Raw genomic sequence first — 21,555 nt, forward strand, 5'->3', positions numbered from 1 at the left:
GGAGACACCATGTCCGCCACCACCACCGCCGCCGTGGTCAGGCCAGGTACCGGCGCCTTCGCGTGGGAGGAGATCCGGCTGGACGCGCTGCGCGCCGACGAGGTGCTGGTCCGGATCGTCGGCGCCGGCATCTGCCACACCGACCTCGCCGTACGGGACGGCCACGTCCCGCTGCCGCTGCCCGCCGTGCTCGGCCACGAGGGCGCCGGCGTCGTCCAGGCGGTGGGGGGCCGGGTGACCCGGGTCGCCCCCGGCGACACCGTGCTGCTGTCCTTCAGCTCCTGCGGCGCGTGCCGCGCCTGCGCACACGGGCGCCCCGGCCACTGCGACACCTTTCTGCCCCGCAACGCCTCCGGTTCCCGCGCCGACGGCACCAGCCCGCTCGCCGATGCCGGCGGCGAGCGGCTCTCCGGGCGGTTCTTCGGCCAGTCCTCCTTCGCCGCCCTCGCCATCGCCGACGAACGCTGCGCCATCCCGGTCGAGGTCGCGGACGAGGACGAACTCGCCCTGCTCGCCCCCGTCGGCTGCGGCGTGCAGAGCGGCGCGGGCGCCGTCCTCAACGTGCTGCGCCCGCAACCGGGCGACACGCTCGCCGTCTTCGGCACCGGGGCGGTCGGCCTGTCCGCCGTGATGGCCGCGGCCCTCACCGCGGCGGTGCGCGTCATCGCCGTCGACCTGCGCCCCGCCCGGCTCGCCCTCGCCCGCGAACTCGGCGCCACCGACACCATCGACGCCGGACAGGACGATGTCGCCGAGCGCCTGGCCGAACTGACCGGCGGGCGCGGCGTCAGCCACGCCGTGGAGAGCAGCGGGGTGCCCTCCGTCCTGCGCCAGGCCGTCGACGCGCTGGCCATCGGCGGCACGGCGGCGGTCCTCGGCCTGCCGCCGGCCGGCAGCGAGGTGGCGTTCGACGTCAACACCCTGCTGAGCGGCCGTACCGTGCGCGGCGTGTACGAGGGCGACAGCGACCTGGTCACCTTCATCCCCGCCCTGGTCGCCCTGCACCGCGCCGGACGCCTCCCCTTCGAGCGGCTGATCCGCACCTATCCGCCCGAGCGGATCAACGAGGCGGCCGACGCCGCCGCCCGGGGCGAGGTCATCAAACCGGTCCTGCGGTTCCCGGCCGCCCCCGGCTGAGACCGACGCTCACTCGGCGGACTCGCGGCCGGTCAGCCGGACCTCCTCGATGTCCAGATGGGCCTGGATCTGCCGCAGCACCGTGTCGTCGATGCGCCGCTCGTCGCGCAGCCGCAGCACCGTGGCCCGCTTGTGGGCGATCATGGCCAGCCGGAGTTCGCCGTAGTGCCGGTTGTACGTCAGCGCCATCTCGTCCTCCCCGTCGCCGTCCCCGTGGCCGGCCCGCAGCACCGCCAGATGCGTCTCGTACTCGCGCCGCGTCCGCTCCAGCACCTCCGGGGCGGTGCCGAGCCTGGCGGCCACCTCCGGGAGCGCGGCGAGTGCCTCCTCGGCGGCCAGCGTCTGGGCGAGATGCCGTTCCGCCTCGACATCGGTGTCGCGCGGCAGCCGTGCCCACCGCACGACCACCGGCAGCAGCAGCCCCTGTGTCACGAGGGTCACCGCGATCACCCCACAGGTGACGCAGATGATCAGATCGCGTTCGGGGAACGGCGCCCCCGAATCGAGAGTGTGCGGTACCGACAGCGCCACCGCGAGGGAGACCGCGCCCCGGAAACCCGCCGTCGCGCTGACCACCCGCATCCGGGCCCCGGCCCGGCGGGCCCGCTGCTGCGGGCGGCGGTCCAGCACCCTGATCACATAGGGGGAGGTGAACAGGAACGCGAAGCGCACTCCGACGACCACCGCCGAGACCACCAGCACGGCCAGTGCCGCCTTGGCGATCCCGGTGCTGGTCAGGCTCCGCACCGCGTTCTGCGCCTGGAGGCCGACCAGCACGAACAGCGAGCCGTTGAGCGCGAAGGTGGCCAGCGACCAGAACGCGGTCGCCTGCCGCCGGGTCTCGGCGCTCGCCACCCGCGGCCCCGCCTGGCTCATGATCAGCCCGCACACCACCACGGCCAGCACCCCCGAGGCGTGCACGGCCTCGGCCAGCAGGAACGCGGTGTACGGGATGAGCAGCAGCGCCACATTGCCCAGCAACGGATCGGCGAGCAGCGCGCGCACCCGCACCCCGACCAGGGCGACCAGCACCCCCGCCAGCACCCCGACCGCGTAGGAGAGCAGGAACAGGGCGCTGACGTGCGGGAGGGTGAAGTGTTCCGCGCCGACCGTGATCCCGGCCGCCAGCCCGTACAGCACCAGGGCGGTGCCGTCGTTGACCAGGCTCTCGGCGCGCAGCGTGGTCACCGTGCGGCGCGGCAGGGCGCGGGCGAGCACCCCGGTCGCCGTCGCGTCGGTGGGGGCCACGGCGGCGCCGAGCACCCAGGCCGCGCCCCAGGGCAGCCCCAGCGCGTGCCCGACCGCCGCCACCGCGCCGGCCGTGGCGATGACCAGCACGGTGGACATGAGCACGATGGCCCGCAGATTGCTGCGGATCTCCCGCAGCGAGGTGGTCAGGCTCTCCCAGTACAGCAGCGCGGGAAGGAACAGCAGCAGCACGGCCTCGGGCGGCAGTGGCACCTCGCGCAGCGCCGGGACGAAGCCCAGCAGCACGCCGCCCGCCAGCAGCACGATGGGCGGGGCGATGCGCAGCCGGTTCCCGATGACATGGCCGAGCACGAGGGCCGCGCCGAGGACGACGACGAGTTCCAGAGCGAGCACGGCGGTTCTCCCGGTGGTGTGTCCACCGGCCGGCCCGCCGCTCCGGGTCGGGCTCAGGCCATGGTCGACACGTCGATCACGAAGCGGTAGCGGACATCGGAGGCGAGGATCCGCTCGTAGGCGTCGTTGATCTTCTGCGCCGGTATCAGCTCGATCTCGGAGCCGATCCGCTGCACGTCGCAGAAGTCGAGCATCTCCTGCGTCTCGGGCAGCCCGCCGATCATCGATCCGGCGAAGGTACGGCCCGAGGTGAGCAGGGAGAACACGTTCAGCGACATCGGTTCGGCGGGCGCGCCCACATTGACCAGGGCGCCCTCCACAGTGAGCAGCGACAGGTAGGCGTCGAGGTCCAGCCGGGCACTGACCGTGTTGATGATCAGATCGAACGTCCCGGCCAGCTGCTCGAAGGTCTCCGGGTCGGAGGTGGCGTAGTAGTGGTCCGCACCCAGCCGCAGCCCGTCCTCCCGCTTCTTCAGCGACTGCGACAGCACGGTGACCTCGGCACCCAGCGCGTGGGCGAGCTGGACCGCCATGTGGCCGAGACCGCCCAGGCCGACCACCGCGACCTTCGTCCCCGGCCCGGCGCCGAACCGGCGCAGCGGCGAGTAGGTGGTGATGCCCGCGCACAGCAGCGGGGTGGCGGCGGCCAGGTCGACGCTCTCGGGCATCTTGAGCGCGAAGTCCTCGGTGACCACGATGTGGGTCGAGTAGCCGCCGTGCGTGAGGCGGCCGTCCGCCTCCAGCGAGCCGTAGGTGAGGGTGCCGCCGACCGCGCAGTACTGCTCCCGGCCGGACCGGCACGGGGCGCACGCGCCGCAGGAACCGACCAGACAGCCGATGCCCGCCTTGTCGCCGCGTGCGAAGCGGGTGACCTCGGGGCCGACCTCGGTGACGATGCCCGCGATCTCGTGGCCGGGAACGACCGGATAGTGGGCGTCCCCCCAGTCGCCGCGGACGTGGTGGATGTCGGAGTGGCAGATCCCGGCGTACCGGATCTCTATCAGGATGTCGTGCGGGCCGACCTCGCGGCGTTCGATGGTGGTGGGGGTGAGCGGCTCCGTCGCCGAGGTGGCGGCGAAGGCGTTGACAGTGAACACGTTGCTCCGTGGGTTCAGTCGGTTCAGGTGCGCGGCAGCAGCCGCATGGTGGTCGAGTGCGCCCCGTCGGTCAGGACGGAGTCGACGATGGACTGCGCGTAGTGCCCGTACTTCGTGCGGTACGCGCCGTCCACCTCGTCGTTCCGTGCCGGGTCGGCGTCGCTGAAGGTGACGTCCTTCTCCACGCCGCCGGCCCGGATCCGGCCCTCCTGGCGGATCCGGGTGGACCGGTACCAGTCGGAGTCGGTCCCCTTGACGGACCGCACGTACAGGTCGTCGTGGTCGCGCACCACCCAGATGGTGCGCCAGCTGCTGAGCGAGCCGTCCTGGCGCAGCGAGGCGATCCGCAGTTCGTCCGCGTCGCCGACCCTGGTCAGTTCGTCATCGGTCCATGTGCTCATCGGATGACCTCCTCGTGCCGCGCGGTCCCGCTGGGGGCCCGCGTGATTCCTGCCGGTAGCCAACGACCCCCGGACAGGGCCCGCCCGTATGACGGGGCGGTGCGACGCGAGCCATCACCCGTACGGACGTTCTCCACCCTGCCCGGCGCGGCAACCGGGTGGCAGACCGCGATGTGCCGGGGAGCGGCGTTCGGGGGTGTGACAGAGCCCCTCTCCCGCGTCCGTTCCGGCCGCCGGCGCGCGACACTGGAGGGCATGACGCGTGAGCCATCAGGTGGTACGGAGCTGGGCCGCTTTCTGCGGGCCCGCCGTACCCAGACCACCCCGGCCTCGGCCGGCCTGACGGTCGGCCCGGGCCTGCGCCGTACCCCCGGGCTGCGCCGCGAGGAGCTGGCGACCCTGGCCGGGGTGAGCATCGACTACTACACGCGCATCGAGCGCGGCCGTGAGACCCGGCCCAGCCCCGCCGTGATCGATGCGCTGGCCCGTGCGCTGCGGCTCGACGAGGCCGAGCACGAGCATCTGCGCGACCTCGCGACGCTCTCGGCCCGCCAGGCGCCGGAGGCCGCGGCCGTGCCGAGCCGGACGGTCAGCGCCGGCGTCAAGCTGCTGCTGGAGGGGCTGCGGCCCTACCCGGCGCAGGTGCTCAGCCGCAGCATGGACGTCCTCGCCTTCAACCCGGGCGGGGCCCGGCTGTACCCGGGCATGGAGGAGTGGCCGGCCAAGCAGCGCAATCTCGCCCGCTACATCTTTCTGCACCCCTCCTCGCGTCAGCTGTTCACCGACTGGGACAACCAGGTGCGCGGCTGCGTCTCCCGGCTGCGGACCCTGGCGGGCACCGACCCCGACGCCCCCGACCTGGCCGGCCTGGTCGGGGAACTGCTGCTGAAGAGCCCGGAGTTCGCCAAGCTGTGGGACCGCTACGAGGTCCGGCCGCACAGCCACGGCAGGAAGACCTTCCACCACCCCGAGGTCGGTGAACTGACCCTCGGATACCAGTCGATGCTGCTGGACGGAACCGCCGGGCACCGCGTCAACACGTACTTCGCCGAACCGGGCACGCCCGAGTACGACGCGCTGGTGCTGCTGGACATCTCCGCCCACGAGCGCCTGAGCGCGGCCGCGGGCGGGTCCGGCTGTTAGGGCTGCGAGGGCCGCTGGCTCCGATCCGGCGCCGAAGCGGGGGACGGGGCAGGGACGAGGGAGCGGGCCCAGGCGTCGTACAGGCGGGCGAGATGGAGCCGGTCCTCCGCCGACCACTGCTCGCCACGGCTGGAGACAAAGGTCCTGATGGCACGGTTGATGGCGTCGGAGGCGAGTTCCATCTGCGGTCCTGGGGAGGGCGGGGGAGTGGGTGCGGTCATGGTGGTGCTCCGGGCTATCCGCGAACGTCGGCGTGCGGTGTCGTCGCCGGGACGTCCGGTCCGCGCAACGCCTGGCTGAACGTGGTGGTGAAGGGCGGCCTCTCGTCCCGCTGACGGATGCGCCGTTCGACGGCCTCCCGTGACCAGCGCTTGCGTAACGTCTTGGCGCTCATGCCCAGGGCGTCGGCGATCTCCGCCGTGGTCAGTCCGTCGAGACGGGCCCGGCGGACGGCGGCGGCCACCAGATCCTCCCGGGGCAACCCGGAGGAACGCAGCAGCCTGAGCAACTCCCTTGCCGCGTCCGGGCCCGGGATGAGCGCGGTGGTCTCCGTGAGACGGGCGTGCCCGGTGAAGTCCGCCGCGACGGCGGCGGCGTAACCGTCCTCCTCCCCGGCACCGGATGTGTCGACGGCGCTGCGCATGCGGTACGCCGCGTCCCGGCAGCGCTTGTCGCAGTACTCCTTGGGGCGGCCGGAGTGGTTCGGGGTCACATCCATGCGGCACTTCGGGTTCTTGCAATGGGTCATGATGCCTCGGTGGGGCAGGGCGGGCCGGGGTACGGCCCGCCGTTCCGTCTTCGTGGTGGCGCCGGCGGCGGGGAGGCCGGTCCGGCGCCGGGACCGGGCGGGTCACGCGGCGGACGGCCGCGGTGGCGGTGGCGCGTGCCGCGCGGGCCCGCCCGGCTGTGCCGTGCGGTGCCGGATCAGCCGATGTGCAGGCGGTGCCAGCGCAGATGGGAGCCACGGGCAGCGGCCAGGGCGATGAACGCGGCCACCGCGTCCAGCAATCCCGGCCCGTCCCAGATCAGGACCAGGGGCAGGGCGATGACGGCGATCGCCACGGCGGCGGGCACCATGACGGTGGTTTCACGACGACGGGTGGTTTCGGGGGTGGGGACCTGCGGAATGCTACGGTCACCACGCCGCTCCAACGAGCCCGTTAACGGGAACACGAGGGTCGGCGGTACACGGTCGGGAGACATCGTCCTCCTAGATGCGTGGGTCACAAGTCGAAGGGGAGCCCGGGCTGGTTGGTCGCCTACCGGGCCCCTTCGCGTGCCTGGACGCTACCTGTTCAACCGTACGAGACGCCAGCACTACCAGACGTAATCACCATCATCGCGCCGGAGGGGCGGCGAAATTCGCAGTAATATGCCAGTGGCGGTCAAAAACGGTCAGGCTGCGGGGCGTTCCGGTGGAGAACCTTCGCCGTCCACGCACAACCCCGCCGGGCTGGCGTCCCGCCTCCCCCATCCGATAATGAACCTCCCCCGGTGCGCGGCTCGCTCGCCGTGATGGTCAACCGGGGTACGCGTGCCACGAGTAGAGGCATGACCGGGTGGGTCGGGGGAGGGCTCCGTGACTCCTCCACCCCGTAAACGGGGTGGCTTCTCGCTAAGCCGGGTTGGCGTCGCGACGGACCAGCCCGGCCCGTAGAACGTTCAGGGCGCCCACCGTGTCCGCGTGCGCGGTGTGGCCGCACGAGACGCAGAGGAACTTCTTCTGGGTGGGCCGGTTCTCCTTGGCGGTGTGCCCGCATGCGGGGCACCGCCGGGAGGTATTGCGGGGTTCCACCGCCATCACCACTCGCCCGGCGCCTTCCGCCTTGGCCGCGAGGATCGCGAGGAACACCCCCCAGCCGGCATCAGCTATCGAACGGTTGAGTCCGGCCTTCGCGCTCGCCCCGTTGGGGAGGAACGCGCCGGGCCGGTCGGCGTCAGGCTTCGGTGCCGGCGCCTTGCTCATGGTGCGGATCTTGAGGTCTTCGTGCGCGATGAAGTCGTTACCGCGTACGAGGTCAAGCGCGGTCTTGTGCGCGTGGTCCAGCCGCTGGCGCCGCACCTTGCGGTGCAGTCGGGCCACGGTCTCTACGGCCTTGCGGCGGCGCTTGCTGCCGCGCTTGCACCGGGACAGAGCTTGTTGTGCGGCTTCGAGCTTCGCGGCGGCCTTCTGGCCATGGCGCGGGTTCGCGACGAATTCGCCGTTGGAGTCGGCGAGGAAGTTGGCTATGCCCATGTCGATGCCGACTACGTCGCCGGTCGGGGGCAATGGCTCGGGGGGTGCCTGGTCGGCGGTGAGGACGACGTACCAGCGCCGTCCTTCACGCTTGACACTGATCGTCTTGACCCTGCCGACCACGGGACGGTGCTGGTGCACCTTGACGTGTCCCACGCCTTGGAGGCGTACGCGGGTGACGGGGGCGTGCGGGGTGGAGTCCCAGCGGCAGCCGTCGCCTTCCTTGGGGAAGTCCACCGTGTCAAACCGCTTGTTCGAGCGAAAACGGGGATAGCCCGGCGTTTCCCCGGCCTTGATGCGCCGGAAGAACGCGGCGAACGCTTTGTCCAAGCGGCGCAAGGTCGCCTGCTGGCTGGAGAACGACCACCTTGCGTGGTCCGGGTCGAAGCCCCGGATGTCTTTGAGCTGTCCGGACTGCTGCCCGTACTTGACGCTGGTCTTCGAGGCGTGCCGGTAGGCGTCGCGGCGTTCTTGCAAGGCCGCGTTGTAGAGGGTGCGGTGATCGCGCAGCATCGCCGCGAGGACGCCTTGCTGGCCGGTGGTGGGCCTCATGAGGAACTTGTAGGCGCGGATCACTGGTTCACCCCCCCCTTTCGCGGTTCGAGACAGCAAGATCCTAGCATTGGGTTATGTCACCACGCTGGGAACCAGATCCCGACGTACGGCGCGGCCGTCATGTCATCTACAACCTGCACGCACACTTGGTGTTCGTCACCAGGTGCCGGAGAGGCGTCTTCAACGACGCCATGCTGACCCGCTGCGAAGAGATCATGCGGAAGGTATGCGAGGACTTCGAAGCCGACCTGATCGAGTTCAACGGCGAAGAGGATCACGTACACCTGCTGATCCATTACCCGCCGAAGGTCGCCCTGTCCAACCTGGTCAACTCCCTCAAAGGCGTCTCCTCGCGCCGTCTCCGGCAGGAGTTCACAGGCCGCGTCAACCGGGCGATCATGCACGGCCGGTTCTGGTCCGGCTCCTACTTCGCCGGGTCCTGCGGTGGCGCACCACTGGCAGTGGTCAAGGACTACATCGAGAACCAGAAGCGGCCCGACTGAGCGCGGGCCGCAGGGGGGAACATGACGAAGCGATGCTGCGGCGCTCCGCGCCGCAGGACTCAGGATCGGATTCCCTCCCCGCCTGAAGGCGGGGACTCCCTCCGAAGACGAGGGACGGACGCCGCGACGACGGTGGGACTACGGCTGGGATCGGCGGCTCTCGCACCGCTGATCAAGAAACTGTTCCGCACCGAACCGGCGGGCGCCGCACTGGTGGAGGCGCCGGTACGGCTCTCCTCACTGGTCGCGTTCGGCCCGGAGAAGCGGGACCTGGGCCGGCGTGAACTGGAAATGCTCGTCCGGGAACTGGTCGACCGGGCGGTCCGCGCCGCCGGTCCGCACGACACGCCTGCCCCGGAGGAACACGAGGCCGTCGCGGCGGCCCTGACCGACACCCTCACCGCACTCGGCGCCCTGGACATGGACGATGTCCAGGCCGTCGCCCTCGGCCCCGAGGGGCTGGCCCTGGCCCCCGGAAAGCCTGGCGGCCATTGCCGGACTGCGTGCACTGACGAACCTGGTGCTCCCCGCACGTGTTCTGCGCGCCATGAGTCGCCACGGGGTCAGTGTTCCGCAGGTCAAGCAGGCGTATGTGTTCCAGATCGAGGAGGAGGCGGATCTGTGGGACCTCGGCCACGTCCTGCCGGGTCTGCGTGACCTGATCCTGTACACGGAATTCGAGCTGAGGGTCGATGCCCGCGTGCGGGCCACCGTGGAGGGTCTGGCCTCGGTGGAGTGCCGGGGCCGCACGCGTCTGACACACTCCGACCGCCTGCCCCACGTCACGGTGGACCAGCCCCTGGAGTCCCGCTACTAGCGTTCAGGCCCTCCCCTCGTCCCTGTCCGGCAAAAGAGTGGCCGCCGGTGGTGACCTGCGGCGACGCGCCGTGCGGCCGGGAGTGCCGCCCTAGGGTGGCGCGCGTGGGTTCGGTTGGGAACGGCCTCTGGGCGTCGCGAGCGTCCGGGATGGGCGCGACGGCGCCGCTGCTCGTCGCGGTCGCCTGTGCCGTGTCCTTCGCCGGGTTCGCGCTCGCCCAAGTGGTCCTCGGGCTGCCGATAGGGGATCTCGACGTCTACCGCGCCGAGGGCTGGGCCGTGCGTGACGGCAGCGATCTCTACGATCTCGCCGTCAGCGCGCACGCCCTCCAGGCCACCTACCCGCCGTTCGCCGCGCTGTTCTTCGTGCCGCTGACCCTGCTGAGTGTCGAGGCGATGCGAGTCGCGGTGCTCCTGCTGAACCTCGGCCTCGTGCTCGTCCTCGCCCGGCTCTCCCTCCGGCTGGCCGGCCTCCGCCCCCCGGGGCACTGGCGGTGGGCCGCGCCGCTCGCCGTCGCCGCCGTCGCCGTGTGGTGCGAGCCGGTGTGGGCCACCGTCCGGTACGGGCAGATCAATCTGCTGCTCGTCGTCCTCGTCCTGTGGGATCTGACCCGGCCCGCCCCGCACCGGCTGGCCGGGTTCGCCATCGGGATCGCCGCCGGGATCAAACTCACGCCCGCGATCTTCGCCGTGCTGCTCACCGTGGCCGGGGTCATCGTGCTCCTCCGGCGGCGGGAGAACGGGTTCCTGCTGATCGCCACCCGGGCCTGGGCGGCTTTCGCCGGGACCGTCCTGCTCGGCGCGCTCGTGCTGCCCGGCGCCTCCCGGCAGTACTGGACGGAGCTGGTGCTGGCCGAGGACCGGGTCGGGGCGGCCGAGGCGTCGGCCAATCAGTCGTTGCGCGGGATGCTGGCCCGTTTCCTGCACACCGGCGACCTCCCCGCCTGGTGGCTGCCGGTGGCGGCCGGCGTGTGCTGCGCCGGGCTGACCGTTTCCGTCGCCGCCCTGCTGGCGGGGGAACGGGCCTGGGCCGTGATCGGCTGCGCCACCACGGCGCTGCTGGTCAGTCCCGTCTCCTGGTCGCACCACTGGGTGTGGGCGGTTCCTGCGGTGGTCCTGCTGGGTGCCGAGGCCGCCCGGCGGCGGTCGCGGCCGTGGTGGGCGGCCACCTGGGCCGCCGCGCTGCTGTTCTGTTCCTACGTCAGCTGGCTGCTGCCGCACGACGCGTCCCGCCCCGAACTGGATCTCTCCCTCGGACAGCAGTTCCTCGCCGCCGGCTATCCGCTGGCCGGTCTCGTGCTGCTCGCTGTCGCCGCCACCCTCACCCGCGCCGCTCTCACAGCACCGCCCGGAAACCGGGCAGCCGCCGCAGCCATCCCGCGAGCGGGAAACTCAGCGCGATAGCCGCCGCCGTCACCAGCACCCACGCGGTCAGCGGCGCCGGGTCCAGCGGGGAGAGCGCGAACTGGAACGCCACCACGATCGGCAGGTGGACGATGTACACGGTGAAGGCGGACCCGGCCAGCGAACCCAGCACCGGCCCCTCGTGGTTCAGCCGCTCCCGGAACAGGGTCAGCAGACCCAGGCACAGCGCCGTGCACAGGAACGTCTCGTACACCGCCCACAGCGCCGCCTGCACCGTCAGCCCGCCCGTCCCGTACCAGAAGGCCCCGGTGCCGCCGGCCGCGAACAGCAGCAGCGAGCCCGCCACGCCGCCCGCCAGCCACACATAGCCGGTACGGGCCGGGATCGCGGTCAGCCAGCCGTGCCGGTGGGCGAGGATCCCGGCGGCGAAGAACGCCGCGTACTGCGCGAGCCGGGCCGGTTCGGTCTGGATGAACTCGGCGAGCGGGACCCACTCGTCCAGCGGGTACGCCACCCGGAGGGCGAAGGTAGCGGCGGCGACGGCGAGCGTGAAATACACCAGGGCGCGGTGCCCCGGCGCGGGAAGCACGCGGTGCCCCTCCGCCCGGCGCCGCCGCCGGACCCCGTCGCCGAGCTTGCGGGCCAGCACGTACAGCAGGCAGTAGACCAGCAGGTTCTGGATGAACCACAGGTGCCCGAACTGGAGGTCGGGCCAGATGGGGCCGGTCCAGTCGGCCGGGCGTTCACCCAGGCCCAGGAAGACGTCCGCGTAGTACTGCGGGAAGGACAGCGCGGGCTGGTCGCGGTACACCAGGTAGTACACGTACAGCAGCACCGGGATGATGGTGACGGTTCCCGCGAGGAACGGGACGCCCAGCCGGCGCAGCCGCCCGCGCACGAACGCCGCGACGCCCCGCCTGTCCACCGAGGCGGGGACGAAGCAGGCGGAGACGAAGAAGAACAGGCTCATGAAGAACGTGCCGTTGAGCGTGGAGAACGCCGCGAGCGCGCCGCTGCCGCGCTGGTCCTCGACGTACCACCAGTCGGCCGGTCCGTACGCCTGCGCCGCGTGGTGGGCGACCACCAGCATGATGAGCGCGATCCGGAGGTTGTCCAGATACGCCGTCCGCCGCCGGGGCGTGTGCTCCCCGGGCGGCTGGGGGTCCCTCCCGGACGACGTCCGGGGGACGGTCGTTGTCGTGGTGGGCGTGGGCCGGGTCGGCGGCCTGGTGGTGTCCATGTATCTCAGGCTAGGAATTCCGGTGGCTCACCGTAATGATGCTGGCTACCGGGCCCTGCTGTGCTACTCCGCAGTCAGCTGAGGGTGCAGTCCTCCCGTTCGCTCAGGTGTGCCCCCACCTGCGGTCCGACCGACAGGCAGCGCAGGTCGAGGGCCTCGGCCAGCGCCCGGTAGCCGGCGTCGTTCGGATGCAGACCGTCACCGGAGGCGTAGGCCGGGTTCAGCCGGACCGGGTCGGCGGGGTCCTGCCACACCGCGTCCGCGTCGAGGATGCCGTCGAAGCCGCTCGCGTCCCTGATCCAGGCGTTGAGGGCCTGCCGGGTGGCCTCACCCTCCGCGGTCCACTCCGCCGCGTCCCGGAACGGGGGCAGGGTGGCGCCGATGATGCGCAGGTCGCGGGCGTGGGCGCGGTCGATCACGTCGCGGTAGGCGTCGATGATCTCGGCGGCGGTGGGCGCCTCGTCGGGGAAGTACGCGGCGCCCAGGATGTCGTTGAGCCCTTCGAGCCAGATGATGTCGCGCACCCCCGGCTGGGTGAGAACGTCCTGCTCGAAGCGGCCAAGGGCGCCGACGCTGCCGTACTCGGTGTCGTTGATGACCTGGTTGGCGCCGATCCCGGTGTTCAGCACGCCCACCTCGCCGCCCAGCCGGCGGGCCAGCACGCTGGGGTAGGAACGCGCGGCGTCCAGGGAGGAGCCGACGCCGTCCGTGAGCGAGTCGCCGAAAGTGACCACGGATCCGGGATCGACGTCCGTGGCGACCTCCAGGCCGCTGACGAAGAAGAACGAGGTGGTGGTTGCGGGGAAGGGCGCCGCCGTCACGGCCTCGGTGTGGTCACCGGGGTCCGACAGGTACACGGTGCGGTTGGCCAGCCGGTGCCAGGTGGTGGGTCCGGTCGGTTCATCGACATACAGACTCGCGATGACGTCCATGTCGGGCCGCACGGCGAAGTCCACCGGGTCGCTGGTGACCTCGGTGCCCGGCGCGATGGTGACAGAGCCCGACCCGCCGAAGGTGACGGTGGTGCTGGAGCCGGGCGCGATACCGCCGTTGCCGCGCGGCAGGGCCACCGACAGCGCGTCGATCGTCAGCGGCGTGCTGCCGTACACGTTGGACAGCCGCACCCGTATCCGCTCCCCGCCCTTGCTCACCCGCAGCGGCTGACGGATCGTGCGGTCCTCGAAGCCCTCGGCCGAGACGCCCGCGCCGAAGGGGACGGTGGGCGCGGCGGACCAGCTGCCGGTCCACGCCTGCGCGCCGGCGTGCGGTGCGCGCGGCGCCTCGCCCTGCCGGTCGGCCGCGCTCGCCGCGGTGCCCAGCGGCGCCAGCAGGGCGAGCAGGGCGAGGGCCAGGGGCGCGGTTCTGCGGATGTTCATCGGGTGCCTCCGGTCGTGGGCAGGGGGGTGCAGTCCCGGCGCTCCCCGGACGGTTCGGATGGGGCGGCGGTGCCCCGCGGGCCCACCGACAGACAGCTCAGATCGATGGCCTCGGCCAGCGCCCGGTAGCCGGCGTCGTTCGGGTGCAGCCCGTCGCCCGAGTCGTAGCGGGGGTTCAGCGCGGACGCGTCAGCCGGGTCGCGCCACAGCCGGTCCAGGTCGATGACCCCGTCGAAGCCGCTGTCCTCCCGGATCCACCGGTTGAGCGTCTGGCGCATGGCCTCGCGTTCCTCGGTGAACTCCGTGACTCCCCGGAACGGGCCCAGCGTCCCGCCGATGATCCGCAGCCCGTTCGCGTGGGCGCGCTCGGTCAGCTCCTGGTAGGCGGCGATGACCTCGTCGGCGGTGGGCGCCTCGTCGGGGAAGTAGTGGGCGCCGAGAATGTCGTTGATGCCCTGGATGAGGATCACGTCGCGCACCCCGGGCTGCCCCAGCACGTCCCGCTCGAAGCGGCCCAGGGCGCCGACGCTGCCGTACTCGGTGTCGTTGATGACCTGGTTGGCGCCGATCCCCGCGTTGAGCACGCCCACCTCACCGCCCAGCCGGCGGGCCAGCACGCTCGGGTAGGAGCGGGCCGCGTCGCGGGTGGAACCGACCCCGTCCGTGTGCGAGGCGCCGATCGCCACCACGGAGCCGGTGTCGCCGTCCGTGGCGACCTCCAGGCCGGTGACGAAGAAGAACGAGGGGTGGGTGGTGGGAAAGGCGTCAGCCGTCACATCGGCCGTGCGGTCACCCGATCCGGGCTGCGACACGTACACCGTGCGGTTGGCGAGCCGGTGCCAGGTGGCCGGCCCGGTCGCCTCGTCGACATACAGACTCGCGACGACGTCGGTGTCGGCGCGTACCCGGAACCGCACCGGGTCGCTGAGCCGCTCCTCGCCCGCGGGGATCGTCACCGACCGCTGCCCGCCGAAGGTGACGCCGGTGCTGGACCCGGGCCGGATGCCGCCCGGCCCACGCGGCTGGGCCAGGGACAGCGCGTCGACGGTCAGCGGGGTGCCGCCGTACACGTTCGACAGCCGCAGCCGTACCCACTCCCCGCCCCGGGTCGCCCGCAGCGGCTGACGGATCGTCTGGTCCTCGAACCCCTCGGCCGAGACGGTCCCGGCGAACGGGACGGTGGGCGCCGTGGCCCAACTGCCCGTCCACCCGCCGCCCGGCGCCCCCGGCCCACCTGGCCCCGCGGCGTGCGCGCCGGGTCCGGTCACCGGCGCCAACAGGGCGGTCAGCAGCGCGGATACCACCATCGCGGCCCGCGCCGTGCGTAATCTCATGTCGCTGTCTCCATTTCCGGCCGCCGCGCCGGGCGGCTGCCGATCAGCTGGGCGGCGCGCAGCCCGACCACGATGGACGGCGCGCAGGTGTGGCCACGGATGATGTGCGGCATGACCGAGGCGTCCGCGATCCGCAGGTCCTCCACCCCGCGCACCCGCAGCTCCGGGTCGACCACCGAGGCCTCGTCCAGGCCCATCCGGCAGGTCGACACCGGGTGGTACAGGGAGTGCGAGCACGTCTCCACGACGGCTTCCGGATCCGTCACCCCGGCCGCCGGCTGCAGGCTGTGCGCCGCGTATCGGGCCAGCGCCGGGGCGGACAGCACCCGCTCGCTCCACCGCGCGCCCGCCACCAGTGCCGCCCGGTCCGCGCCGCGCGGATCGCTCAGATAGCGCGGGTCGATCACGGGCGCGTCGGCCGGGTCCGGCGAGTTCAGCCGCACCTCGCCCCGGCTGTGCGGCTGCAGCAGCACCGCCCCCACCGAGAACGCGTGCCGGTCGCCCAGCGTCAGGCCCTCGTCCAGATAGGGGCCCGGCGCGAACAGCAGCTCCAGATCGGGCAGCGCCAGCGACGGATCGCTGCGCGCGAAGGTGTACGCCTCCCCGAGGTTGGAGGTCAGCTTCCCGCGCCGGTACCGGCCGTAGCGCACCATCTCCCGCGCCGAGGCGGCGTCGAACAGGGTGACCGGTTCGCGGCTCGCCACCACCCGCATGGTGACCAGATGGTCCGCCAGGTTCCGGCCCACCTCGGGGCGGTTGGCCACCACCTCGATCCCGAACCGGCGCAGTTCCCTGGCCGGGCCCACCCCCGACAGCTTCAGCAACTGCGGGGTGTTGACCGCGCCGCCGCACAGCACCACCTCGGCGCGCGCCGCCGAGGTCACCAGCGCGCCGTCGTGCAGGTACTCGACGCCCACCGCGCGCCGCCCCGCGAACACCACCCGGCGGGCGGCGGCCCCGGTGCGCACCGTCAGATTCGGCCGCCCGGCGGCCGGGCGCAGGAACGCGTCCGCCGTGCTGAACCGGGCACCCTCGCGCTGGGTCACCGCGGTACGGCCGCCCCGCTCGGCGGTCGCGTACCCGTCCACCGACGCCTCGCTCAGCCCCACCTCCTGGCACGCCGCGAGGAAGGCGGCCGTCAGCGGGTTCGGGTCGCGCTGCATCCGCACCGGCATCGGCCCGCCCGCGGTCCTGCGGCCCGCCGACAGCGGATCCTCGCGGTCCTCCAGCGACTCGAAGCACCGGGTGACGGCCCGGCGCCCCCAGCCGGGGCCGGCCAGCCGCTCCCAGGTGTCGTAGTCCTGCGCGAACCCCCGCACCCACATCATGGCGTTGACCGAGGACGAGCCGCCCAGGGTCCGCCCGGCGGGCCAGTAGATCTCCCGACCGCCCAGCCCGCGCTGCGGCACCGTGCGCCGGGCCCAGTCGTACGGGCTCCCGAACAGCGACAGATAGGCCGCCGGAACCCGGATCGCCTGGTCGCTGTCGACCGGCCCCGCCTCCAGCAGCAGGACGCTGCGGCCCGGATCGGCGCTCAGCCGCTCTGCGAGCGGCGCCCCCGCGGCGCCCGCCCCGACGACGATGTAGTCGAACGAATCATCCATGGTGCGAGATACCTTCCGGTCGGGTCGTGGTCGCCGCGCCGGGCGTCCACGACCAGGTGCGCAGCCGGGTCAGCGGCCCGCGTACGGTCACCGCGCCCGCGTAGCCGGCGGGCAGATCCAGGCGCCGCACCCGCCACCCCTCGTGCCGCCGCCCGCCGCGGAAGACCGCGGCGTCGGCGGTGGCCTCGGCGAACCGGACCTCGAACCGGTCCAGCGGGTGGGTCAGCCCCAGGCCCAGGGCCTTCACATAGCTCTCCTTGCAGGTCCAGTACGCCCAGAACGGGGAGGGACCGCCCGCGCGCCCGGCCTCCGCGCGCCCGGCCCCCGCCCGCACCGCCGCGGCCTCCGCCGGCGCGAACCACCGCTCCGCCATCGCGGTGCGGTCCGACGCGGTGATCCGCTCGATGTCCACCCCGACCGGCCCCGGCGCCGCGAGCGCCAGCAGCGCGGCGCCCGCCGTGTGCGAGAGGTTGAACGCCAGCCGGGTGTCCTCCAGATACGGCTTGCCGTACCGTCCCGCGCCGAAGCGCAGCGCGGCCGGGTCGCGGTCCAGATAGCGGCCCAGGATGTCCCGCAGCGCGGTGCGGGCGACGGTGAACGCCGTCCGGTCCCGCTCGGAGACCATCGCGGCGGCCCTGGCGCGTTCGCGGGCGTCCAGCAGCGGCGGCAGCCCGCGCACCGCACCGGCACCGTCGCCGGGCAGCCTGATGTGCCACACGTCCACCGTGCCCGCCGCCAGGCCCGTACGGTACGGGGCGCGGGTGGCCGCCGCCACGGCGCTCACCGGACCTCCTCCAGCGCCGCCCCGATCGGCCCCAGCACCGAGGCCGGGTCCTCGTACGGGAAGAAGTGCCCGCCGGGCACCACCCGCAGCGCGAACGCGGCGCTGGTGTGCCCGGCCCACGGCCGTACCCAGCGCACCGGCACATTGCTGTCCAGCGCACCGGCGAACGCCGTCAGCGGCACCGGCAGGGCCGGCTCCTCCCGGTACGCGTACGTCAGGTTCACCGCGATGTCGGCGCGCAGCAGCGGCACCATCATCTCGGTGAACGCCGGCTTGGTCAGGATGTGTTCGGGGATGCCGCCCAGCGAGTGCAGAAAGCGCAGGAAGTCCGGCGCCGGCAGCTCGTGCACCGGCGGCCCCGGGGCCCGTACCTCGGGCGCCACCCGGCCGGAGACGAACAGCGCCACCGGCAGCGGCGCGCCGCGCCGCCGCAGCTCGCGGGTGAAGGCGTACGCCAGCAGCGCGCCCATGCTGTGTCCGAACACCGCGAACGGCCCCCGCAGCACCGGGATCAGCGCATCGGCCGCCGCGCTCACCACCGCCCGCGCGTCGCGCAGCGGCGGCTCGCGGAACCGGCTCTCGCGGCCCGGCGGCTGCACCGGGCACAGCACCGTGCCCGGCGGCAGCCGGCCTTCCCAGGCGTGGAAGACCGAGGCGCCGGCGCCGGCGTGCGGAAAGCACACCAGCGGCAGCGCCCCCTGGGGCGGCGGGCCGGCCGGCAGCCAGTCGGCGGCCCGGCCCACCGAGGTGATGGCGTCCACGTCAGCCCGCCACCGCGTTCTCGCCCGCCACCGCGTTCTCGCCGGCCGCCACGCCGAACGCCCCCTCGCCCGGCGCGGCCAGCGCCCGGCGCTCCTCGTCGGCGATCTCCTCCTCCAGGTTCTCCGAGACGGTGTCCAACCGCAGCCCGCCCGACGTCTCCGACAGGGCGGACTCGATGGCGTGCAGCCGCCGCCCCGCGCACTCGGTCGCGTACTCCAGCAGATCGCGCATCACCAGACCGAACAGGTCGGCCGGGTAGTCGCGGGTGGCGTGCTGGATCTGCCGGATGGCGTGCGGCAGCAGCTCCCGCATCCGGTGCGTGACGATCTGCCAGTTGTCCGGATCGGCGGCCACCAGCCGGCGGCAGGTGTACGTGCCCCACGCCATGTGCCGCCGCTCGTCGTCCCGGATCCGCGCGATCATCTGCCGCATGCCCGGGAAGATGTTCAGCTCCGTGCAGATCCGGGTCCAGGCGAAGTAGCCGGTCAGCGCCAGCACACCCTCCACCACGTGGTTGTAGGTGACCGAGGCCCGCACCTGGTTCTGCGGCGTCGGGGCGTGCCGCAGCCGGTCCAGGGACTCCGGCAGCGCGTCGAAGAAGATCCGCCGGTAGCCGGGGTTGTCCGCGACCAGCCCGTTCAGGTCCTCGTGCAGCCCGACGGCGTCCAGCCACATCCGGAACACCTCGGTGTGCTTGGCCTCCTCGTAGCAGAACTGCGTCAGATACATCTCGTCCGCCAGCCGGCCCTCGCTCGACATGGCGGCCATGAACGGCTGGAGATCGTGGGTGACGGCCTCCTCACCCGCCAGGAACATCGCGCACAGACCGGTGAACGCCTCCCGCGAGACGTCATCGAGCCGCGCCCAGTCCTCGGCGTCGCGCGAGAAGTCCAGGTCGGCCGGGTTCCACGCCTTCGCGTGGCCCTTGCGGAACAGCCGCAGCGGCAGACTCTCGAAGTCGAGACCGCCGGAGGCCAGCGCCGAGAAGTCCTTGCGCTGGGGCTGCCGTACGTCGTACGCGGTCATGGTGGCTCCTTCCAGCCGGATGGGGGACGCGGTCAGCCGCCGACGCGCAGATCGAGGTAGGCGGGCGGCTCGGGCACATCGGCGTCCGCCGCCGTGAGCACCAGGGTGTCGCCGTTGCGGCCGGTCTCCTCGAAGCCGGCGAAGCGGTAGGTCACATACATCACCCGGTTGCGGTCGGTGGGCACGAACTCCGCCGTCAGCCGGGCGCCGTGCTGCCGGGCCAGCCGCATCACGTGGTGCAGCAGGACGGTGCCCACGCCCCGGTTCATCACCCGGCACGACATCAGCAGCAGCTTCAGCCGCCACTGGGTGCCGGCCGTCTCCACCAGGGCGAGACCGATCCGCCCGTACGCCCCGAACCGGTCGTCCAGGCCCGCCATCAGCAGCAGATGGCCGGGGGAGGCCGACAGCCGCTCCAGCTCCTCGTAGGAGTACGTGGCGCCGGTGGAGTTGAGCTGATTGGTGCGGACCGTCAGTTCCTCCGCCCGCTGCAGATCGCTCACCTGCGCGCGGTCGATGGTGAACACCATGCCGAGCGTGGCCAGGAACTCCTCGCCCGCGCCCTCGAAGCTCTCCTCCGCCCGCACCCGCGCCTCGCCGCTGCGGTACATCTCCCGGCGGCGGGCCGCGTCCTGGGTGCGGAAACGGGGGGTGAACTCGGGACGGCCGGTCAGCTCGCCCACCTCGTCGGCGTTCACGCACAGCACCGAGGGATGGGCGAAGGCCACCTCCTCCAGCTCGAAGGGCTGGTCGTCGATGAACGCCAGCGCGTCGATCCCGATGTTCAGGGTCTTGGCCACCGCCTCCACCGACACCGACTTCGGGCCCCAGGTGATCTGCGGGGCCAGAAAGTACTCGGCGACGCCCAGCTCCTCCAGCCGCCGCATCGCCGCGTCGTGGTCGTTGCGGCTGGCGACCGACAGCAGGATGCCCCGCTCGTCGAGCGCGCGCAGAGTCTCCAGCACACCGGGACGCAGCGCCACGTCGCCGTCCTCCAGCAGCACGCCGTCCCACACCGTGTGGTCCAGGTCCCACACCACGCACTTGACGCGGCCACGGGCGTCCTTCGTCACGACGCTCCCCCTCCGGGTGTCCGCGGGCGGCCGGCGCCGGCGGTGGTCAGCGCATGCTGCGCGATGAGAATTTCCTGGATCTGGGAGCTGCCCTCGATGATCTCCATGATCTTGGCGTCCCGGAACCAGCGGTTCGCCGGATGCCCCTCGCCACAGCCCACCGCGCCGTGGATCTGCACCGCGTCGGCCGCGGCCCGCATCGCCGCGGTCGACGCGAAGTACTTCGCCGCGCAGGTCTCCGTCAGCGTCGCCGGGTCCCCGGCGTCCTTGAGCGCGCCCGCGTCCCGGCACAGCGCTCGCGCGGCCCGCAGATCCACCGCCATGCGGGTGATCAGCCGCTGGATCAGCTGGTGTTCACCCAGCAGCGCACCGCCCTGGCGGCGGGACGCGGCGTGCCGCACGCTGCCCTCCAGGGCCGCCGCGATGATGCCGGTGCTGCCGGACGCCACACTGTGCCGGCCGATGTCCAGCACGCCGGTGGCGATCGCGGTGCCCATGCCCTCCGCGCCCAGTAGCGACTCGGCGGGCAGCCGGGCACCGGTGAAGCGGATCTCGGCGGTGAGCGCGGCCCGGGTGCCCAGCAGGCCACGCACCGGGGTGCGTTCCACCCCGGGCGCGTCGGCCGGCACCAGGAAGGCGCTCACCCCCCGGCCGGTGCGGGCGAACACCAGCAGCACATCGGCGCGTTCGCCGCCCGTCACCCACTTCTTGTGTCCGTCCAGCAGCCAGCCGCCGTCCGGCGCGGGCCGGGCGGACGCCTGCACGGCGGTGAAGTCGCTGCCCGCCGCGGCCTCCGTCAGGCAGAAGGCGCCCAGCGCCGTTCCGGCCGTCAGCCCGGTCAGCCAGCGCTCGCGCAGCGCCGTGCCGCCCCAGCGGTCCACCGCGTACAGGGCCATGCTGTGCACGGTCAGCAGGCTGCGCAGCGAGGAGCAGCCGCGGCCGATCTCCTCGTGCAGCGCGGCGAACTCCACCATCGATCCGGTGCGCACCGCGCCCCACCAGCCGTGCTCGGCCACCGAGCGCAGCAGCCGTTCGGGGATGGCCTCGTCGCGGTCGAACGCGTCCGCGTACGGAGCGAGTTCGGTGTCGACGAAGGCACGGGCGCGGTCACGGACGGTGCCGCCGCCGGGCGGCGCGGCGGTGCGGGAGGCCGTGCTCACGCCTCACCCACCGAGGCGGTGTCCGGCGACCGCAGCCGCCCGACGAGGGCGGTCATGGCCGCCACGGTGCGGAAGTTGTCCAGGGACATGTCCTCGTTGGGAATCCGCAGCGCGAATTCCTTCTCCAGGAACATCACCAGCTCCATGGCGAACAGCGAGTTGACGAACCCCAGGGTGAAGATGTCCACGTCGTCGTCGAGTTCGACGCCGGGGAAGCGGGTGAGCACGAACTCCCGGATGGTGCGGGCGGTCTGATCCGACATTCCTCGTCTCCTTGCGCGCGTGATCGGTGGGCGGGGGCGGTACGGGGAGGTGCGGGCGGGGCCGGGGGCGGAGCGTGG

23 protein-coding genes are annotated in these 21,555 nt (G+C 72.7%); 6 read left to right on the top strand and 17 right to left on the bottom strand.

Annotated features, from left to right (window positions below):
• Positions 1–9 precede the first annotated feature (9 nt).
• A complete protein-coding gene (locus ACTFAP_RS28100) occupies positions 10–1,137 on the top strand; it encodes an NAD(P)-dependent alcohol dehydrogenase (RefSeq protein WP_500467768.1) in 1,128 nt (375 codons plus the stop codon).
• 9 nt (positions 1,138–1,146) lie between these two features.
• Here ACTFAP_RS28100 and ACTFAP_RS28105 read toward each other — a convergent pair whose 3' ends face one another.
• From ACTFAP_RS28105 to ACTFAP_RS28115, 3 genes are read right to left on the bottom strand one after another with little or no spacing between them, the layout of a single operon-like run.
• On the bottom strand, positions 1,147–2,739 hold the full coding sequence (locus ACTFAP_RS28105) for a Na+/H+ antiporter (RefSeq protein ID WP_500467769.1): 1,593 nt from the start codon (positions 2,737–2,739) through the stop codon (positions 1,147–1,149).
• Between the two features lie 53 nt (positions 2,740–2,792).
• A complete protein-coding gene (locus tag ACTFAP_RS28110) occupies positions 2,793–3,836 on the bottom strand; it encodes an alcohol dehydrogenase catalytic domain-containing protein (RefSeq protein ID WP_495682911.1) in 1,044 nt (347 codons plus the stop codon).
• A 23-nt stretch (positions 3,837–3,859) separates the two neighbouring features.
• The gene (locus tag ACTFAP_RS28115; RefSeq protein ID WP_495682912.1) at positions 3,860–4,237 is read right to left on the bottom strand and encodes a DUF2255 family protein; all 378 of its coding nucleotides are present in this window, start codon (positions 4,235–4,237) and stop codon (positions 3,860–3,862) included.
• Between the two features lie 255 nt (positions 4,238–4,492).
• On the opposite strand from ACTFAP_RS28115, the gene ACTFAP_RS28120 reads away from it, so the two are divergent.
• Positions 4,493–5,380 (top strand): MmyB family transcriptional regulator, encoded by an 888-nt coding sequence (locus ACTFAP_RS28120; protein ID WP_495682913.1) that lies wholly within the window; start codon positions 4,493–4,495, stop codon positions 5,378–5,380.
• Here ACTFAP_RS28120 and ACTFAP_RS28125 read toward each other — a convergent pair.
• The 4 genes from ACTFAP_RS28125 to ACTFAP_RS28140 form a co-directional block, all read right to left on the bottom strand.
• Positions 5,377–5,601, bottom strand: a complete 225-nt coding sequence (locus ACTFAP_RS28125; protein WP_386539094.1) for a hypothetical protein — start codon at positions 5,599–5,601, stop codon at positions 5,377–5,379. The genes ACTFAP_RS28120 and ACTFAP_RS28125 overlap by 4 nt on opposite strands.
• Before the next feature lie 14 nt (positions 5,602–5,615).
• On the bottom strand, positions 5,616–6,098 hold the full coding sequence (locus tag ACTFAP_RS28130; protein ID WP_500467770.1) for an ECF-type sigma factor: 483 nt from the start codon (positions 6,096–6,098) through the stop codon (positions 5,616–5,618).
• 206 nt (positions 6,099–6,304) lie between these two features.
• Positions 6,305–6,457 (bottom strand): hypothetical protein, encoded by a 153-nt coding sequence (locus tag ACTFAP_RS28135; protein ID WP_386539098.1) that lies wholly within the window; start codon positions 6,455–6,457, stop codon positions 6,305–6,307.
• A gap of 538 nt (positions 6,458–6,995) precedes the next feature.
• Positions 6,996–8,192: an RNA-guided endonuclease InsQ/TnpB family protein gene (locus ACTFAP_RS28140; protein ID WP_500467771.1), complete on the bottom strand. Its 1,197-nt coding sequence runs from the start codon at positions 8,190–8,192 to the stop codon at positions 6,996–6,998.
• 53 nt (positions 8,193–8,245) lie between these two features.
• Here ACTFAP_RS28140 and tnpA point away from each other — a divergent pair, with 53 nt between their 5' ends.
• From tnpA to ACTFAP_RS28160, 4 genes are all read left to right on the top strand, one after another.
• On the top strand, positions 8,246–8,674 hold the full coding sequence (gene tnpA, locus ACTFAP_RS28145; protein WP_500467772.1) for an IS200/IS605 family transposase: 429 nt from the start codon (positions 8,246–8,248) through the stop codon (positions 8,672–8,674).
• A 21-nt stretch (positions 8,675–8,695) separates the two neighbouring features.
• Entirely contained in the window at positions 8,696–9,331 is a 636-nt protein-coding gene (locus tag ACTFAP_RS28150; protein ID WP_500467773.1) for an NACHT N-terminal Helical domain 1-containing protein, read from the top strand.
• Positions 9,222–9,491, top strand: a complete 270-nt coding sequence (locus ACTFAP_RS28155; RefSeq protein WP_500469602.1) for a hypothetical protein — start codon at positions 9,222–9,224, stop codon at positions 9,489–9,491. Before ACTFAP_RS28150 ends, ACTFAP_RS28155 begins: the two co-directional genes overlap by 110 nt.
• Positions 9,492–9,595: 104 nt before the next feature.
• Positions 9,596–10,894, top strand: coding sequence for a glycosyltransferase 87 family protein (locus ACTFAP_RS28160; RefSeq protein ID WP_500467774.1), 1,299 nt, complete (start codon positions 9,596–9,598; stop codon positions 10,892–10,894).
• Here ACTFAP_RS28160 and ACTFAP_RS28165 read toward each other — a convergent pair.
• The 10 genes from ACTFAP_RS28165 to ACTFAP_RS28210 form a co-directional block, all read right to left on the bottom strand.
• Positions 10,827–12,095: an acyltransferase family protein gene (locus ACTFAP_RS28165; RefSeq protein WP_500467775.1), complete on the bottom strand. Its 1,269-nt coding sequence runs from the start codon at positions 12,093–12,095 to the stop codon at positions 10,827–10,829. The genes ACTFAP_RS28160 and ACTFAP_RS28165 overlap by 68 nt on opposite strands.
• Positions 12,096–12,169: 74 nt before the next feature.
• Positions 12,170–13,471, bottom strand: a complete 1,302-nt coding sequence (locus ACTFAP_RS28170; RefSeq protein ID WP_500467776.1) for an SGNH/GDSL hydrolase family protein — start codon at positions 13,469–13,471, stop codon at positions 12,170–12,172.
• Entirely contained in the window at positions 13,468–14,805 is a 1,338-nt protein-coding gene (locus tag ACTFAP_RS28175; protein WP_500467777.1) for an SGNH/GDSL hydrolase family protein, read from the bottom strand. Before ACTFAP_RS28175 ends, ACTFAP_RS28170 begins: the two co-directional genes overlap by 4 nt.
• Positions 14,802–16,409 carry a GMC family oxidoreductase gene (locus ACTFAP_RS28180; RefSeq protein ID WP_500467778.1) on the bottom strand — a complete coding sequence of 536 codons (1,608 nt, stop codon included), beginning with the start codon at positions 16,407–16,409 and terminating at the stop codon, positions 14,802–14,804. The genes ACTFAP_RS28175 and ACTFAP_RS28180 overlap by 4 nt, the downstream gene beginning before the upstream one ends.
• Positions 16,402–17,193 (bottom strand): 4'-phosphopantetheinyl transferase family protein, encoded by a 792-nt coding sequence (locus ACTFAP_RS28185; RefSeq protein WP_500467779.1) that lies wholly within the window; start codon positions 17,191–17,193, stop codon positions 16,402–16,404. Before ACTFAP_RS28185 ends, ACTFAP_RS28180 begins: the two co-directional genes overlap by 8 nt.
• Positions 17,190–17,954, bottom strand: a complete 765-nt coding sequence (locus ACTFAP_RS28190; RefSeq protein WP_495682922.1) for a thioesterase domain-containing protein — start codon at positions 17,952–17,954, stop codon at positions 17,190–17,192. Before ACTFAP_RS28190 ends, ACTFAP_RS28185 begins: the two co-directional genes overlap by 4 nt.
• Position 17,955: 1 nt before the next feature.
• Entirely contained in the window at positions 17,956–18,981 is a 1,026-nt protein-coding gene (locus tag ACTFAP_RS28195) for a R2-like ligand-binding oxidase (RefSeq protein ID WP_500467780.1), read from the bottom strand.
• A 32-nt stretch (positions 18,982–19,013) separates the two neighbouring features.
• Positions 19,014–20,054, bottom strand: coding sequence for an HAD-IIIC family phosphatase (locus tag ACTFAP_RS28200; RefSeq protein ID WP_495682924.1), 1,041 nt, complete (start codon positions 20,052–20,054; stop codon positions 19,014–19,016).
• Positions 20,051–21,214: an acyl-CoA dehydrogenase family protein gene (locus ACTFAP_RS28205; RefSeq protein WP_500467781.1), complete on the bottom strand. Its 1,164-nt coding sequence runs from the start codon at positions 21,212–21,214 to the stop codon at positions 20,051–20,053. Before ACTFAP_RS28205 ends, ACTFAP_RS28200 begins: the two co-directional genes overlap by 4 nt.
• A complete protein-coding gene (locus ACTFAP_RS28210; RefSeq protein WP_364243013.1) occupies positions 21,211–21,477 on the bottom strand; it encodes an acyl carrier protein in 267 nt (88 codons plus the stop codon). The genes ACTFAP_RS28205 and ACTFAP_RS28210 overlap by 4 nt, the downstream gene beginning before the upstream one ends.
• Between the last annotated feature and the right edge of the window lie 78 nt (positions 21,478–21,555).

Source organism: Streptomyces sp. PH9007, from assembly GCF_059813725.1.